This window comes from Runella sp. SP2 (assembly GCF_003711225.1).
In the GTDB taxonomy this organism is placed as follows: domain Bacteria; phylum Bacteroidota; class Bacteroidia; order Cytophagales; family Spirosomataceae; genus Runella.
Window position 1 is genome coordinate 4,767,225 of the sequence record NZ_CP031030.1, and the last position, 16,346, is coordinate 4,783,570.

General features: G+C 44.3%; 13 protein-coding genes. 9 read left to right on the top strand and 4 right to left on the bottom strand.

Annotated features, from left to right (window positions below; translation table 11 throughout):
* Positions 1-8: 8 nt before the first annotated feature.
* Entirely contained in the window at positions 9-3,056 is a 3,048-nt protein-coding gene (locus tag DTQ70_RS19050; protein ID WP_122932279.1) for an efflux RND transporter permease subunit, read from the top strand.
* Positions 3,057-3,143: 87 nt separating this feature from the next.
* Here DTQ70_RS19050 and DTQ70_RS19055 read toward each other — a convergent pair whose 3' ends face one another.
* A complete protein-coding gene (locus tag DTQ70_RS19055; protein ID WP_122932280.1) occupies positions 3,144-4,601 on the bottom strand; it encodes a M20 family peptidase in 1,458 nt (485 codons plus the stop codon).
* A 44-nt stretch (positions 4,602-4,645) separates the two neighbouring features.
* Positions 4,646-5,137 (bottom strand): dihydrofolate reductase, encoded by a 492-nt coding sequence (locus DTQ70_RS19060; protein WP_122932281.1) that lies wholly within the window; start codon positions 5,135-5,137, stop codon positions 4,646-4,648.
* Positions 5,138-5,245: 108 nt separating this feature from the next.
* Here DTQ70_RS19060 and DTQ70_RS19065 point away from each other — a divergent pair, with 108 nt between their 5' ends.
* The gene (locus tag DTQ70_RS19065; RefSeq protein WP_122932282.1) at positions 5,246-6,070 is read left to right on the top strand and encodes a mechanosensitive ion channel family protein; all 825 of its coding nucleotides are present in this window, start codon (positions 5,246-5,248) and stop codon (positions 6,068-6,070) included.
* An 86-nt stretch (positions 6,071-6,156) separates the two neighbouring features.
* Here the strand turns inward: DTQ70_RS19065 and DTQ70_RS19070 are convergent, their stop codons facing one another.
* Positions 6,157-8,094 carry a c-type cytochrome gene (locus DTQ70_RS19070; RefSeq protein WP_122932283.1) on the bottom strand — a complete coding sequence of 646 codons (1,938 nt, stop codon included), beginning with the start codon at positions 8,092-8,094 and terminating at the stop codon, positions 6,157-6,159.
* Between the two features lie 2 nt (positions 8,095-8,096).
* Positions 8,097-8,681, bottom strand: coding sequence for a Uma2 family endonuclease (locus DTQ70_RS19075; protein ID WP_122932284.1), 585 nt, complete (start codon positions 8,679-8,681; stop codon positions 8,097-8,099).
* Positions 8,682-8,815: 134 nt separating this feature from the next.
* On the opposite strand from DTQ70_RS19075, the gene DTQ70_RS19080 reads away from it, so the two are divergent.
* From DTQ70_RS19080 to DTQ70_RS19110, 7 genes are all read left to right on the top strand, one after another.
* Positions 8,816-11,296: a hypothetical protein gene (locus DTQ70_RS19080; RefSeq protein WP_122932285.1), complete on the top strand. Its 2,481-nt coding sequence runs from the start codon at positions 8,816-8,818 to the stop codon at positions 11,294-11,296.
* Between the two features lie 50 nt (positions 11,297-11,346).
* Positions 11,347-12,357, top strand: coding sequence for a UDP-N-acetylglucosamine 4,6-dehydratase (inverting) (pseB, locus tag DTQ70_RS19085; RefSeq protein ID WP_037300354.1), 1,011 nt, complete (start codon positions 11,347-11,349; stop codon positions 12,355-12,357).
* On the top strand, positions 12,354-13,538 hold the full coding sequence (gene pseC, locus DTQ70_RS19090; protein WP_122932286.1) for a UDP-4-amino-4,6-dideoxy-N-acetyl-beta-L-altrosamine transaminase: 1,185 nt from the start codon (positions 12,354-12,356) through the stop codon (positions 13,536-13,538). Before pseB ends, pseC begins: the two co-directional genes overlap by 4 nt.
* A gap of 7 nt (positions 13,539-13,545) precedes the next feature.
* Positions 13,546-14,193: a pseudaminic acid biosynthesis-associated methylase gene (locus DTQ70_RS19095; RefSeq protein ID WP_122932287.1), complete on the top strand. Its 648-nt coding sequence runs from the start codon at positions 13,546-13,548 to the stop codon at positions 14,191-14,193.
* 3 nt (positions 14,194-14,196) lie between these two features.
* Positions 14,197-14,892 carry a pseudaminic acid cytidylyltransferase gene (pseF, locus tag DTQ70_RS19100; protein ID WP_122932288.1) on the top strand — a complete coding sequence of 232 codons (696 nt, stop codon included), beginning with the start codon at positions 14,197-14,199 and terminating at the stop codon, positions 14,890-14,892.
* On the top strand, positions 14,889-15,776 hold the full coding sequence (locus DTQ70_RS19105) for a bifunctional 2-polyprenyl-6-hydroxyphenol methylase/3-demethylubiquinol 3-O-methyltransferase UbiG (RefSeq protein WP_122932289.1): 888 nt from the start codon (positions 14,889-14,891) through the stop codon (positions 15,774-15,776). The genes pseF and DTQ70_RS19105 overlap by 4 nt, the downstream gene beginning before the upstream one ends.
* 94 nt (positions 15,777-15,870) lie before the next feature.
* Complete coding sequence (locus DTQ70_RS19110; protein ID WP_206019539.1) at positions 15,871-16,341, top strand: GNAT family N-acetyltransferase; 471 nt, start codon at positions 15,871-15,873, stop codon at positions 16,339-16,341.
* Positions 16,342-16,346 lie beyond the last annotated feature (5 nt).

Here is a 16,346-nt window from a genome sequence, read left to right on the forward strand (position 1 = left end):
TTAGAACCATGAATTTATCCGAATTTTCCGTCAAAAACTGGCAGTTTATGCTGGTGATGTTTGTGGGAGTGGTTGCCCTTGGGCTCAACTCACTTTTCACCATGCCTCGCTCCGAAGACCCGACTTTCGAGGCGCCTACCTTTATTATATCGGTGATTTACCCTGGTACTGACCCCAAAGACATGGAGGAGCTGGTGGTGGATCCCGTTGAAAAACGCCTCAATGAGCTAAAAGACGTTCGCAATATCCGTACAACCATCGACGACGGTTTGGCTGTTTTTATGTTGGAATACGACTACTCGGTTGACAACGACGAAAAGAAGCAAGAAATCGCTCGTGAAGTCAATTCGATGCGGGGGATTTTGCCCAATGATATTTTCGATATTCGCTATTTTCAATTTGACCCTGGTTTGGTCAACATCGTGCAAGTCGCTTTGGTATCGGAAGTCGCTTCGTACAAAGAAATGGCTCAGTACTCCGAACGTTTGAGAAAAGTACTTGAGAAAAATAAAGATTTACGCGGGGTAAAAGACTACGGTTTTCCCAAAGAAAACGTTCGGATTTCGCTCAATGTTGAAAAAATGGCGCAAGAAGGCATTGCGGTCAACCGTGTATTGGGGGCGTTGCAAAGTGAAAACCTCAATATCCCCGCAGGGAGTGTTCAGGAAGGTGCGCGACGTTTTAACGTAAAAACCAGCGGTGACTACGAATCTCTTGACCAAATAAGAAATACAGTGGTGGCTACCAATGGCCAAAAAATCATTTACCTCCGCGACGTAGCCGACGTTGACTTCAACTACGAAGAAGAAACCAATTTGACCCGACTCAACGGCCGTCGCGCGGTGTTGGTGGTAGCCGCTCAAAAATCAGGCAAGAACATTTCGGAAACGGGTAAGAAACTGAATCAAAGCCTCACCGAATTTGAAAAAACGATGCCGAAGCACATCAAAATGGTGAAGTATTTTGACCAATCGGTGAGTGTTGACCGACGCCTCGAGCGCTTTGCCAAAGACTTCGGCATCGCTATTTTGCTGGTAGCTCTCACTTTGCTACCACTCGGTTTCAGGGCCGCGTTGGTGGTGATGATTTCGATTCCGCTTTCGTTGGCGATTGGACTTACGGCAGTTAATTATCTGGGATACAGCATCAACCAGTTGAGTGTGGTAGGTTTAATCGTTGCCTTAGGTATATTGGTTGACGACTCCATTGTGGTGGTAGAAAATATCGAACGTTGGATTCGGGACGGATTTAGCAAACGTGAAGCCGCTATCAAAGCCACCCGACAAATTACCCTGGCCGTCATTGGTTGTACCGTTACGCTTGTGTTGGCCTTTTTACCTTTGATGTTTTTGCCCGAAGCTTCAGGCGATTTTATTCGAAGTCTTCCCACCGCTGTCACCATGACCATCATTGCGTCCATGATTGTATCGCTCACGATTGTGCCATTTTTGAGCAGCCGTTTGTTAGAAAATAGCCACAACCGCGAGGGTAATATCTTCTTGAGAGCATTGAAAAAAGTGATTTCTGGTTCGTACAGTCGCTTGCTCAACTGGGCATTACGTCATCCCCTGCCTTCACTTTTATTTGCGGGCGTCATTTTTGGGGCCTCGTTAATGATTCCAAAACAAATTGGCTTTGCCCTGTTTCCAAAGTCAGAAAAACCCATGTTTAGGGTAGCGTTTGAAACCCCCGAAGGAAGTAGCCTCAACGAAACTAACCGCGTCGCCCGTTTGGTCGAGAACGAACTGAAGCAAGTCCCTGAGGTCAAGTACTTTTCAACCAGCGTTGGGCGAGGCAACCCTCGGATGTACTACAACGTCATCGAGCGTTCTGAGGCAAGCAATTATGCGGAGGTATTTGTCCAGCTTCAAGATGAAATTCACCCACCCCAAAAAGAGAAAATCATTGACAAACTCCGCGAAAAGCTACGTTATATTCCCAATGCCAACGTGGAAGTAGTTGATTTTGAGCAAGGCCCTAACACCGAAGCGCCTATCGCCATTCGCGTTTTGGGCGACGACCTGGAGCAATTGCGCACGGTTGCGGCAGACGTAGAAAAAATCTTGAAAGACACACAAGGCACCATTTACGTAAAAAACCCGCTCACCACTCGTCGAACGGATTTGCGGGTAAAAATCAATAAAGAAAAAGCGGGTCTGTTGGGAATGTCGATTGCCGATATTAACCGTACGGTTCGTTTGGCCATTGCAGGTTTAAACATCGGAACGTTCAAAGATAGTGACGGCGACGACTACGCCATCAATGTTACGCTTCCAAAAGGAAAAACCACCACTCCTGATGTTTTAAACAATCTCTATATCAACACATTAATGGGCACTGCTGTTCCCCTTCGCCAAATTGCAGATGTGCAATTTGAAACCTCAACCAACCAAATTCGCCACTTTGACCGCGACCGTTTTGTGACGATTTCGGCCTTTGTGAAAAGTGGTTTTTTGGTGGACAATGTCTATAACGATATTTTGGCCAAACTTGAAAAACATCCTTTCCCAAAAGACTTTAGCTACAAAGCAGCGGGAGAACTCGAAGCCCGTGAAAAATCCTTTGGCGGTCTCGGCACCATCATTTTGATTACGGCTTTTGGGTTTTTAGGAGTGTTAATTCTTGAATTTGGCACGTTCAAAAGCTCACTAATCGTACTGTCTGTCATTCCGTTAGGGATTATTGGGGCTTTTACGATGCTCTGGATTGTAGGCTATCCCCTTTCATTTGTGGCAGTGATTGGTCTCATTGCTTTGATTGGAATCGAAGTAAAAAACTCCATTTTGCTGGTGGACTTCACCAATCAACTTCGAGAAGAAGGCAGGCCGTTGTTAGAAGCAATTCAAGAAGCGGGCGAAATACGCTTTGTTCCTATTGTGCTGACGTCGCTCACGGCCATTGGTGGACTGATTCCGTTGGCCATCGAAGGCAACCCGCTCTATTCGCCGCTGGCTTGGGTATTAATTGGGGGCTTGATTAGCTCAACGCTACTTTCACGGATTGTAACGCCTGTTTTGTATCGTTTAATCCCGCCGAAGGTGGAAGTGAAAGGATAAGACAAATTAAATATAGAGCGTGTTTGTCATCAACCATGAAAATTGAAAGTTTGATTTTCAATTTTCATGGTTAAGAACAAAATCCCCCTAACTCCCCTTCACTAATTCAACATAAAAACGTACCACATTTTTGAAGTCTTCGATGCTGATACGTTCGTTGGTACCGTGCGGACGCTTTAGGTCTTCGTCGTTCATGCGTACGGGCATGAAACGGTATAAGTTTTTAGAGACATTTTTGTAGTAACGCGCATCCGTAGCCCCAACCACCAAATAAGGCGCTACAATTGACGTGGGAAAACAGGCTTTGATGGTTCGATGAAGGGCGCGAAAACCTACCGTTGCAGTGTCCGAAACAGGAGAAGGCTCTGAGTCAAACTGTTTGAGTGACTCTATCGTAATTCGCTCGTTTCCAACAACTTTCTTCACATAATCAATCACTGTTTTGACCGAATCGCCTGGCAAAATCCGAAAATTAATTTTGGCAATGGCTTCTACGGGCAAGACATTGTCTTTCACGCCTGCATGGATAACCGTCGGGGCAATGCTGGTTCGTACCATGGCATTTCCCGCATTTGTTTTTTCCAAAATGCCAATAATGACCGAGTTTAACAACCAACGATTTGCCATCGCCAATTTGGTTGAAAAAGGCATTTCGGGGGCTAAATAATCTTGCATGTACCCTGCTGCGCCTTCCAATCGCGCAGGAAATGGGTGTTTTTGAAGTTTATCAATCGCCTCCGCAAGCATTCCAATGCTGGTTTGAGCGGGCGGCATGGACGAATGTCCACCGTCGCCCGTAGCGCTTAACTGCAAGGTCGTGTATCCTTTTTCCGCCACGCCAATCAGCGCAATGGGTTGATTTATTCCCGAAACACCGTCAATTTTTATCACCCCTCCTTCATCCACTACATATTCCAACTCCACTTTACGACTTTCCAACAAAGCCGCAATTTGCTGCGCGCCGTTTCTTCCCGAAATTTCTTCGTCGTGCCCAAAAGCCAAGTAAAAACTTCTTTCGGGAGTAAAATTTGACTTTAAAAGGTATTCCACCGCTTCCAGCACGCCCATTACCGTTACTTTATCGTCGAGCGTTCCGCGCCCATACACAAATCCTTCCGCAATATCTCCCGCAAAAGGCTGGTGTTTCCACATTTTTTCGGTGCCTTGCACCACAGGAACTACGTCGTAGTGCCCCATCAAAAGGGCAGGTTTTAGGCTGGTACTTTTCCCTTTCCACTCGTACAACAACCCGTACGTATTGACCCGTTCTAGCTTCAAACGGCTATGTACCAGAGGATAGGTTTTTGCCAAATACCCCACAAATTTTTCAAATTGTGTACTGTCCATCAACGACAAATCTTCGTAAGAAACCGTCCGAAACTGAATCGCTTCCGACAAATGGCTTACGACCGAATCGTTAAGCGTAAGGGCGGGTAGAGGCGCCACTCCTTGCATCTGTTTGGAGCTTAGTCGAAACGTATTAAAAACCAACACAGAAATCAGCACCAAAAGCAACACTGCGAGCGCAAGCAAAACCTTTTTCATGGGGCGTTAGTGGGTAATTAGTTGAGAATAAAGCGTATTGGGCGCTATTTACGAACTAATTCCACAAAATCAAACGGTACAATATGCTTTTCATCGACGGGATGAGACACCCTACTTACCTCTTCCCATTCGTTGTTAGAAATGGCTTCAAAATACGCATCTCCTTCAAAATCAGCTTTGACCTCGGTCAAATAAACTTTATCTGCCAAAGGCAGTATTTTACGATAAATCTCCCCGCCACCAATCACAAAAGCCTCATCGGTTTGGGTCTGTTGCGCCTCTGCGATAGCCTCTTCAATTGAGTGAACAACCACTACACCTTCATGCGCCCATCCTTTACTGCGAGTGATAACAATAGAGGTTCGATTGGGTAACGGCTTACCTATGGAGTCAAACGTTTTACGCCCCATGATGATGGGATGACCCGTGGTAAGGCGTTTAAATTGTTTTAAATCATTAGGCAAATGCCAAATCAGTTGGTTATCGCGCCCAATAACGCCGTTTTGAGCAACGGCTACGATCAAGGAAAGAAGCATAAGTTCAATTCTGTTAATTCTATATAATTACGCAAATTTAACGTGACTAATAGAAAGTGAAGTGGTCAAAAGGCAAATTCTCCATTTTACACCAAACATCGTACGACAATGCTAGACTTAACCACTTTTAAAAATCAGCTCATGGCAGCCATTACGCAGTATGGAGGCAAAGTATTGCTGGCTATCCTTGCCTTCATTATTGGGCGAATGCTCATCGGCACTATCATGCGCTTTTTGAGCACGCGGATGAACAGTGCAAAAATTGATCGTGATGTTCAGCCTTTTTTACTTTCTCTCACCAGTGTAACATTCAACATCATGTTGTTGCTAAGTTGTGCAGGTGTCCTGGGCGTTCAAACTACTTCATTTGTCGCTATTTTAGGCGCAGCTGGATTAGCCGTTGGATTAGCCCTTCAGGGTAGTTTGGCCAATTTTGCTGGTGGCGTAATAATTCTCATTTTTAAACCATTCCGTGTCGGAGATTTAGTTTCTGCTCAAGGCTTCACTGGGCACGTAGAAGCCATTCGTATTTTTGATACCGTTTTACTTACGCCCGACAACAAAACCATTACCCTACCTAACGGCGGGCTTTCGACGGGCGCCATTACAAATATTTCTGGCAAAGGTAAAATTCGTGTGGACATGGTTTTTGCGGCAGGTGCTCCCAATGGGGTTGATAAGATTAGAGCCTCTATTCAAAAAGTTATCGCAAGCTGCCCTAGTGCGCACAAAGACATCGAACATGATGTTTTGGTAACAAAATTAACCGAAAACGCTATTTTCTTCGACGTTCGCGTTTGGACACACCCAGACCGTTACTGGGATGTTTATTACTTTATTCATGAACACATTAGCAAGCAATTTGCAACCGATAGCATTTTAGCGCCTGCTCCTGCCGAGGTTCACGTAGTGATGCAACCTACGAAGGCATAATTTTATCCAAATAAGCCTAAAAATAAAAAGTGCGTAACCCTGAATTGCAGATGGGTTACGCACTTTTTATTTAAAATCTATGTCCGCTACGGCTTTGGAGCCGACTTAGGTGCTAGTGAGTTGATCCAAGCGGCAATTTTCAAGGCCTCTGCTCGAGGTACTTGAGGCATTGGCGCCATTGGCGTGGCATAATCTGGCCAGTTTTGAGGCTTAGGATTATAAATAAGCTCTACAATTTTTTCGTTTGAATACTTACGTTTTGCCACCTCTGTGTAAGCAGGACCCACTTGGCGTTTGTCAACCGCGTGGCAAGCCAAACACGTATTTTTGGCCAATAAAGGCTTAACTTCCTCAAATGTTGGTGCTTTACCCGATGCGGTTGTAGTTGCTTTTTTCTCCGTTGCTTTGGCAGTGGCTGTCGTTGTAGTAGCTGACGATTTTGTACTCATATCAGCGGCTTTCAACTTTTCTCCATCAGGCAAATTATGCAACGTGTAGAAAGCTGTTGGGTGTACCAACGACCAGTACGACGTAGAAGCACGCACGCCGTCAAGTTTCAATTCGTGGATGTAGTGCTCACGCAAGTTGTCCACCACAATACGCGCTTTCAAGCCATCTTCCGAGACTTTTACCCCTTTGATGGCACATTTAGCTTCGTTCACCGTCGGGCTTCCATAGACAGGATGGTACTTATAAGTAAAGCTACGAACGGCATAAGAAGCTAAGTTTTCAGCCGATTTCTTATCTACTGGAAGGGTAAATTCGACTTCAAAACCATCAGGCATGGCACGAACCGCCTTCATTTCAAAGGGTGTTTTACCATTCCACACCAAACGCTGCAAACCTTGGTTAGCATCGCCCGACGAGCCCCAACCACGGTTGGTTTCTCCGATGTAAAGTGAACCGCCATCGTTGGCCCACGCCATACGCAATACCCCCGATTGGAAACCCGAACGGAAGTCAAATGCAGCTCCTTGGTATTCACCTTTTACTTTTTCTAGGAAAACGCGCATCACTTTACTTTGTCCTTGGTCACCCACAAAAAGTTGGTTACTAAAAGGCCCGAATTTCCCGCCCGTTTGATCCGCCAAAATCTCAGCATTTGAGACTCCTAAGATACCATGAGGCAACCACACTGCTGGAAGTTGGGTTTCGGGATATTTTTTCTTCATGTCGGCCAACGTCAAAAACTTCTCATTTTGTACGTTTTCTGGCTTGATGGCATTTCCATTATTGTCACGCGTTTTACGTGGATCTACCATTGCATATACTTCTTCTTGGGTAATTTTGATGGGCGAGTTAGTAAGACTGTTAGCCCACTTCAAGCCCGCAGGGTGACCCATAAAAGCACCTTTTTTCACGTGCCAAATACCACCTGAACCCATCCAGTCGCCTTGGTTATCGTCATAAAACAACTCACCATCCACCATTCCTAAACCGCAAGGAGAGCGAACGCCCGTTGCCCACGGTTCCATTTGGCCATCAGGCGTAATTTTAAAAATCCAACCACGCAACGGGCGGCGGCTTTCGCCAGCCCACCACTCTTCGTCACCAAAAGCGACGTTACCCGATACAAAATACGAGCCGTCAGGGGCGATTTTTGGCCCAAAGCTGTATTCGTGGTAGTGCGAAGACAACGGCCAAGCGTAGATTGTTTCATAAACATCCGCTTTGCCATCGTGGTCTTTGTCAATCAATTTTGTCAATTCTCCACGTTGTGCACAAACCATCGCGCCGTTTTGGTAAACAAGCCCTAAGATTTCGTGTAAGCCAGAGGCAAATTTTTTGTAGTACGGCTTCGAACCAGTAGGGTTTTCGAGCAACCAAACATCGCCTCGGCGCGTTCCAATGGCCAAACGACCATCAGGAAGGGTGGTCATCCCTCCTACTTCGAGCAATATACCCTCAGGAACGGGTGGGGTAACAATTTTGTAAAAATCTTCTTCCGAAGGGGACTCCTGCGCAAATGATACGCCTAAACTCAGTAAAAGGGAGGTGATTGTGCAGATAACTTGTTTTTTCATTACTACGGTATTTCTAAGATATTGGTCAATACTACTTCAAAATCGACGAGAACGTCGTCGCCTGTTAGGGTTTCACTAAACAATTTAGTTTCGATAGCCGCATACGGCCGATAGATGAATGTTCGTTGTTCACTCATGGCTACTAGCCAGCCCAATCGCACGCCATTGTCAATCCATTTTTGCATTTTTTGTTTCAAATCCTCCAAATTATCCGTGTCAGATTCTAACTCAAGCACAAAATCAGGGGCTAAATACGGAAACGATTTTTTTTCGGCGGTTGATAACTCAGCCCAGCGTTCTTTCCGAATCCACGCCACGTCAGGAGCGCGCATGGAGCGATCGGGCAAGAAAAAACCGCCGTTAGAATCAATCACTTTTCCAGCTTTTGTACGGCGATTCCAAATACCTATTTCAGTATTCAATTCGCTGTTGTTAGAACTGGTTAGCAGATGGGTCGGAGACATATTGATAAAAATTTGTCCAAACTCGTTACGTTCTACCATCAAATCGGGGTTTGAAAGGCAGAAGTTTACCAATTCATCATCAGTAAATTGCTCGCGAGAAGGAAGATGCAATGGAATCAGCATGGGTTGCTATCAATTAGGAATCTCTCATTCGTTGAGCAAAGATAGAGAATCATTCCCAATTTCAGCCATCCAAGCCTTGAAACAACCACCTTTGGAGTTTTTTTATAATTTTGTGCAATCTATAAAACCTTTATATGAGAAACCAGTTTGACTTCCGTCGTCTTTTACCACACCTACTTGCCATTATTGGCTTTTTAGCACTTGCCATTATGTACATGAGCCCTGTTTTGAAAGGGCAGCAATTGGCGATGGGCGATGTTGATCGTTTCATAGCGCTTCAAAGCGAAATACGCAAATACGCCAGCGAATACATTGGCTGGACCAATAGTTTATTTGGAGGAATGCCTACTTTTTTGGTAGGAGGCGATTATTCAAACGGTATTTTTATCAAAATTCACGGACTGATTTATACCCTATTCAATATCAAAGCGACCTTCATTGGGATGTATTTGATTGGTGCCTATTTGATGTTGAGAGGCTTTCGTTGTGACCTTTGGACCAGCATTTTGGGCGCCATTGGGTACGCATTTTTCACGTATAACTTTCAAATTATTGAAGCAGGACACACCGCTAAGGTATATGCCGTTGCTTACCTTCCTTTGATGGCCGCAGGGGTTATTTTTGGGTTTAACCAGCGGCCTTGGCTAGGAGCCGTCCTGCTTAGTTTGGGGCTTGGCTTGCAGATTCACGCCAATCACCCTCAGATTACGTATTACTCTGCCATTGTTTTAGGCATTTTAGCCATTTTTGAAACCATTAGAGCGGTAAAAAGTGGTGCAATAAAATCACTCATTATCTTTTTTGGTGCCTCGGCTGTTTTTTGCGCATTGGCATTGGCGACCAATACCTCACGACTTTGGACACTTTATGATCACTCCAAAGAGACCATTCGCGGTGGGTCAGAACTTACGCCTGTAAAAGGCGAAGCCGCAAGTGCAGGCAATAACGATAGTAAAGGGCTCACCAAAGAATACGCTTTTGCGTGGAGTTATGGTAAGCTTGAATCACTAACGCTTTTGATTCCTGACTTTTCGGGAGGTAGTTCGGGCGGTGAATTAGATACCAAATCAGAATCGTACAAAACCCTCACTCGCTACGGCGTAGATGGGCAAAATGCCGCTCAGTTTGCCTATCAATTACCCACTTACTGGGGCGACCAGACCTTCGTAGGAGGCGGGGTATATTCAGGGGCGATTATCTGTTTCTTGTTTATACTGGGGTTATTTTATGCCGAAAAACGCTACCGTATTCCGTTCCTAATCGCAGGTATTCTTACCTTAATGCTCGGTTGGGGTGGCAATTTTACAGCCCTCAATTACTTCTTGTTTGACTACATTCCAGGCTTCAACAAGTTTCGTTCGGTCAGCATGATTTTATCGCTGACGCAGTTCTGTATGATTATCATTGCTTCGCTTGGGGTAAAACAACTGATTGAAAACCGTCCTTCTTGGGAAGAATTCAAAAAACCTTTCTTTATAAGTTTAGGAGCTACTGCGGGGCTTGCACTTATCTTGGCCATTGTTCCGAGTTTGGTTGGTTTACGAAGCGACAACGATGCCGCGTTTGTAGAGCAAATGACCCAAAGCTTTGGCAACAACAAAGCCGCCGCTAATGACCTTTACAATGCGCTTGTCGAAGACCGCGCTTCTATGCTTCGTTCGGATGCCTTACGCACCGTGCTTTTCATTCTGTTGGCGGCGGCAGTTCTTTGGGCTTTTGTTACCAATAAACTTAAAAATACGACGGCCGTTGTCGGAATTATCTCGGCGCTGACGTTGATAGACATGTGGAGCGTCAACAAGCGTTACCTCAACAACGACGATTTTCGTCCTAAATTTGAATCGGCTCAAAACGTAGAACCTAACGCTGCGGATCAGCAAATTTTGAGAGATACCGACCCTGATTATCGCGTATTGGATGTTACGAGCAATCCTTTTGCCGACCCTCGGGCATCGGCGTTCCACAAGTCGGTGGGAGGTTACAGTGCTTCAAAATTGCGTCGTACCCAAGACCTAATTGAGCGTCAGATGGTGAAAAACAACATGGCTGTTTTCAATATGCTCAATACAAAATACTTCATTGTACCTGACGAGAAAAAACAGCCTGTAGTACAACAAAACCCTGGGGCCCTTGGAAACGCTTGGTTTGTTCGCGAGTTGAAAATGGTCAACAATCCCGACGAAGAAATGGCCGCGTTAGATAATTTCAACCCAGGTAAAACCGCCGTTGTAGATAAGCGTTTTGCGGATATTTTAAAAGGAGCACAACCGTCGGCTGACAGCACAGGGACGATTCGTCTGACGAGTTATCACCCCACCAAATTGGCATACGAGTCTAATACATCAAGCCCTCAAATAGCTGTTTTCTCAGAAATGTACTACAAAGGGAACGAAGATTGGAAATCGTACATTGATGGAAAAGAAACCCCTCATTTTAGAGCTGACTACGTGCTTAGAGCTATGGTTATTCCATCAGGAAAACACACCATCGAATTCAAATTTGATGCAAAAACGGTTAGCCAAGGTCAAAAAATAGATTTGTACGCTTCTGTTGCGTGGCTACTGCTCATCGGCGGGGCTTTGTTCCTAGATTTTCGTACCAAAAAACAAGCCTAACGCAGTTCGCGTGCAGGTATCAACCACCGAATAATCCTCTTGATTAAATAATGTTAAACGGAAAATCAATCCTTGTAACTGGAGCAACAGGCTCATTTGGCAAGGAATTTATTAGAACGATTCTCAAGCTATACCCTGACGTTAAGCGTTTGGTGGTGTATTCGCGCGATGAATTGAAGCAGTTTGAAATGTCACAAGAATTTAGCCACAGCAAATACCCCGTGATACGGTATTTTATTGGTGACGTTCGCGACGAAGCACGCCTCACGATGGCGTGTGAGGGCATCGACATTATCATTCATGCGGCAGCACTCAAGCAAGTTCCTGCGGCAGAGTACAACCCGATGGAGTGCATCAAGACCAACATCTTAGGCGGTCAAAATGTTATCACGGCGGCCCTGGCCACAGGTGTCCAAAAAGTAGTAGCTCTCTCGACCGACAAGGCGGCGGCTCCTATCAACTTGTACGGCGCAACCAAACTTTGTTCCGACAAATTGTTTGTAGCGGCCAACAACATCAAAGGCGCTCGTGATATTCGTTTTTCGGTCGTACGTTACGGAAACGTCATTGGCTCGCGCGGTTCGGTGATTCCTTTTTTCTTGCAGAAACGCAAAGAAGGAGTCTTACCCATCACCCATCCCGACATGACCCGCTTTAATATTTCGCTCGAAGACGGGGTAAAAATGGTCTTGTTTGCGCTCGAAAACGCCTGGGGAGGCGAAATCTTTGTGCCAAAAATTCCTTCTTACCGCATTACCGACGTAGCCGAAGCCATTGCGCCTAACGCACGTCAAGAAGTTGTCGGAATTCGCCCTGGGGAAAAACTCCACGAGGAAATGATTACCGAAACCGATTCGCTCAATACCATCGAACTTGACAAGTATTACGTCATTTGTCCAAGTACCCCCATTTGGAGCATGGACGATTACGTGGAAGCCTTCAACGGCCGCAAAGTCCCGTACGGGTTTGAGTACAACTCGGGCACTAACGACGAATGGCTTACAGTCGATGATTTACGCCAACAAATCAAGCAGCACGTTGACCCCAATTTTGAAGTATGATTCCTTACGGAAGACAAAATATTACCGACGACGATATTGAGGTAGTAACCAAGGCATTGCGCGCCGATTTCTTGACGCAAGGCCCCACTATCCATCAATTTGAAGTCGCATTTGCGGAATATGTCGGGGCGAAATATGCGGTGGCTGTGGCCAATGGAACAGCCGCATTGCATTTGTGTGCACTGGCGTTGGACGTAGCCGAAGGTCAAAAAGTAATTACCACGCCCATCACGTTTGCAGCATCGGCCAATTGTGTTCGCTACTGCGGCGGGGAGGTTGTTTTTGCTGACATTGACCCCGACACCTATTTATTAGACATCAACGCAGTAAGGGCTCTTCTTGCTGCTGCTCCCAAAGGAACCTATCACGGAATTGTGCCCGTTGATTTTGCGGGACGCGCGGTTGATTTAGAGGCTTTTCGGACCCTCGCTGACGAATACGGCCTGTGGATTATTGAGGATGCTTGCCATGCACCAGGCGGTTATTTCAATGATAGCCAAGGGCAAATGCAGCGCTGCGGAAATGGGCAATTTGCGGACTTGGCCATTTTCTCATTTCACCCCGTCAAACACATTGCTTGCGGTGAAGGAGGAATGATTACTACCAATGATGCCAAGCTTTATCAAAAACTGCTAACGCTTCGTACCCACGGCATCAGTCGCGATGCAAATGGTTTCCAAAACTCCATTGCTTTTGCCGCAGGCGACGAGCAAGCAACCAACTACCCAGGCTGGTACATGGAAATGCAAACGCTAGGTTTTAATTACCGTCTTACCGATTTTCAGGCAGCATTGGGGATTTCTCAGCTGGCAAGAGCAGACGAAGGGCTCGCTCGGCGTCGCGAAATTGCGCAAGTTTATAACGCAGCTTTTGAGGGTTTACCGTTTATCAAAGGCCAATCAGGCGTGATTGAGGGTCATGCGTACCATCTTTATGTGGTAGAGGTAGAAAACCGTTTGGGGCTTTATACCCACTTACGTGAACAGCAGATTTTTGCCCAAGTTCATTACATTCCGTGCCATTTGATGCCGTATTACCGCACTCAAGGCTGGGAAGAAGGTGATTTCCCCGCCGCCGAGAACTACTACCGTCACTGCTTGAGTTTGCCGATGTACCCTACCCTCACAGAGGCACAACAAGCATTTGTGATTCAAACAATTATTGATTTTTATCACTCATAAATACATTATGTCAACCACCACACAGGAAGCGTTTTGGAGCGGAGAGTTTGGCAAAGCCTATTCCGATAGAAACAACTGGACATCAGCTCAATACGACGATTTTTATCGGCACGAATGGGGGATTACAAAGACTCAAATGAACGAGGATTGCCTTCGTGACCTCCCCAAAGATGCCAAAATCTTAGAAGTGGGCTGTAACATTGGGCTACAATTACGGTGTCTCCAAGAAATGGGTTTCACCAATTTATATGGCATTGAGCTACAGCACTATGCGGTAGAAAAGGCCAAGGAAATCGTCAAAAACGTAAACATCATTCAAGGGTCAGGGTTTGATATTCCTTTCAAAGACAGCTACTTTGATGTGGTAGTAACAAACGGCGTGCTTATTCACATTGCGCCCGACGACCTACCGCGAATCATGTCAGAAATGGTGCGTTGTAGCAAAAAATACGTTTGGGGTTTTGAATACTTTGCCAGCTCGTTGGTCAACATCAACTACCGCGGCAACGAAGGGTTTTTGTGGAAGGCGGACTACAGCAAAATTTTCCAAGAAAATTTCCCTCAGCTCCAAGAAATTTACCGTAAAATGTACCCATACGTCTCTGCGTCACAGCAAGGAAACGTGGACTATATGTATCTTTTGGAAAAACAATAGCCGATGAGTTGTATTGCCATCATTACGGCCAGAGGAGGCAGCAAACGCATTCCCCGTAAAAACATCAAAGATTTTTTGGGAAAACCAATCATTGCATACAGCATTGAGGCGGCGCTTGCCAGTAATCTCTTTGACGAAGTAATGGTATCAACTGATGACGCTGAAATTGCCCAAATTGCCAAAGAATACGGCGCAAAAGTTCCTTTTCAGCGGTCAGAAAAAACCTCTGATGACTTTGCAACAACAGCTGATGTTATCAATGAAGTACTTGAATCGTATCAACAAATAGGGCAAAATTTCCGCACTGCTTGTTGCCTTTATCCAACGGCTCCTTTTGTCACCAAAGAACTGTTGCAAAAGGCTTCTCAAACTTTAAAAAAGGGAGAATTTGACGCGGTGTTTCCTGTCATGCGGTTTTCATATCCCATACAGCGATGCCTCATTCAAAAAACTGACCAGCGGTTCGTACTTCGCGAGCCACAGTATTTTAGTGCTCGTTCGCAAGATTTAGAACCGTGCTACCACGATGCAGGGCAGTTTTATTTCTTTGACGTTGCTCGTTTTTTCATCAATCAGCGCCTCATGACCGACAATACGAGCTGCATCGAAATTTCAGAACTAGAAGCTCAAGACATTGATAATGAACAAGATTGGAAATTGGCGGAGTTGAAATACATGCTACAAACAAATAAATTATGATGCCTACTGTTGAAAAAAACGAATTTGGGTTTTACTCGGTCTTGAATAAACCTACCGAGGAAGAAATAGAAGAATACTATTCAAAAAAATACTATCAAGAAGAAAAAGCCACCTATTCACATACCTATTCTGAAATAGAACTTCAATTTATTTATAATAAAATAGAACAACGCTTTCAGTATTTAATTGACAATCAACTTATCAGCCCTAACAAAACCTATTCACTGTTAGATGTTGGCTGTGGAGAGGGGTTTGCCCTAAAATATTTTTTCAATAAAAAATGGGATGTTACAGGACTAGATTTTAGCGATTTTGGTTGCGAAACCAATAATCCTGATGTCAAACAATTTTTAATTACAGGGAACATTTATCTAAATCTCCAAAAAATCACTCAGTCTGGACAAAAGTATGATATCATTTGGTTAGACAATGTTTTAGAACACGTAACAGACCCTCTTGAATTATTGAAAGATTTAAAACAAATCTCAGCACCCACAACAGGTATTTTAATCATTGATGTACCCAACGATTTTTCAAAGATTCAAGAAAAGTTAATAGAGTTGAATAAAGTAAATCAACCATTTTGGGTTGTACTACCAGATCATTTGTCATACTTTAATCAAGAAGGTCTGGTTAATATTTGTAAAACCGCAGGATGGGATAAAAAAGGATTATTAGCAGATTTCCCTATTGATTGGTTTTTGCTCAATGATGCCTCTAACTATATTAATCACAAATCAACAGGAAAACAAGCTCATTTTTCTCGAATGATTGTTGATAATTTAATGCACGATATTTCAATAGAGAAAACCAACAAGCTTTATGAGGTCTTAGCTGAAATGGGGTTAGGGCGAAGTATTATTGGTTTTTTTCTCAACAAATAAGATGATGAGAAATTATAAATGCTTAAAAAATAGAGTCTTCGAAAACTCCCATTATTCACTACTTCCAATACGAGATGAAGACAAAGTCTCGATTATGAATTGGAGAAATGAACAAATTGATGTTCTCAGGCAAAAAGAGCCTTTAACACTAGAAAAGCAAGATTGGTATTTTAAAAATGTAATTTCACCGTTGTTCGAACAAGCAAATCCGCCTCAAATTTTATGGAGTTTTTTTAAACAAAATGAGTTAATTGGTTACGGTGGTTTGGTGCATATTAGTTGGGAAGATAAGCGCGGAGAAGTCTCTTTCTTGTTAAATCCAGCACGGATAGAAGATAATCATACTTATAGAGAGGATTTTCTAAACTACCTCTCGCTTTTAAGTAGAGCTGCATTTGAAGATTTAAGTTTTAATAAAATTTACACCGAAACTTTCGACATCCGAGATTTTCATATCAGTGTTTTAGAGGAGGCTGGCTTTTTAAAAGAAGCGATACTAAAGCGCCACTGGCGGATAAATAACCAATGGGTTGACTCAATTTTTCACTGTAAATTTCAAAAGTAGGTAAT

What these genes read in the sequence shown, in the direction of transcription:
- DTQ70_RS19050 (WP_122932279.1), top strand. Translation starts at nt 9, where the DNA reads ATGAATTTATCCGAATTTTCCGTCAAAAACTGGCAGTTTATGCTGGTG.
- DTQ70_RS19055 (WP_122932280.1), bottom strand. Translation starts at nt 4,601, where the DNA reads ATGAAAAAGGTTTTGCTTGCGCTCGCAGTGTTGCTTTTGGTGCTGATT.
- DTQ70_RS19060 (WP_122932281.1), bottom strand. Translation starts at nt 5,137, where the DNA reads ATGCTTCTTTCCTTGATCGTAGCCGTTGCTCAAAACGGCGTTATTGGG.
- DTQ70_RS19065 (WP_122932282.1), top strand. Translation starts at nt 5,246, where the DNA reads ATGCTAGACTTAACCACTTTTAAAAATCAGCTCATGGCAGCCATTACG.
- DTQ70_RS19070 (WP_122932283.1), bottom strand. Translation starts at nt 8,094, where the DNA reads ATGAAAAAACAAGTTATCTGCACAATCACCTCCCTTTTACTGAGTTTA.
- DTQ70_RS19075 (WP_122932284.1), bottom strand. Translation starts at nt 8,681, where the DNA reads ATGCTGATTCCATTGCATCTTCCTTCTCGCGAGCAATTTACTGATGAT.
- DTQ70_RS19080 (WP_122932285.1), top strand. Translation starts at nt 8,816, where the DNA reads ATGAGAAACCAGTTTGACTTCCGTCGTCTTTTACCACACCTACTTGCC.
- pseB (WP_037300354.1), top strand. Translation starts at nt 11,347, where the DNA reads ATGTTAAACGGAAAATCAATCCTTGTAACTGGAGCAACAGGCTCATTT.
- pseC (WP_122932286.1), top strand. Translation starts at nt 12,354, where the DNA reads ATGATTCCTTACGGAAGACAAAATATTACCGACGACGATATTGAGGTA.
- DTQ70_RS19095 (WP_122932287.1), top strand. Translation starts at nt 13,546, where the DNA reads ATGTCAACCACCACACAGGAAGCGTTTTGGAGCGGAGAGTTTGGCAAA.
- pseF (WP_122932288.1), top strand. Translation starts at nt 14,197, where the DNA reads ATGAGTTGTATTGCCATCATTACGGCCAGAGGAGGCAGCAAACGCATT.
- DTQ70_RS19105 (WP_122932289.1), top strand. Translation starts at nt 14,889, where the DNA reads ATGATGCCTACTGTTGAAAAAAACGAATTTGGGTTTTACTCGGTCTTG.
- DTQ70_RS19110 (WP_206019539.1), top strand. Translation starts at nt 15,871, where the DNA reads ATGAATTGGAGAAATGAACAAATTGATGTTCTCAGGCAAAAAGAGCCT.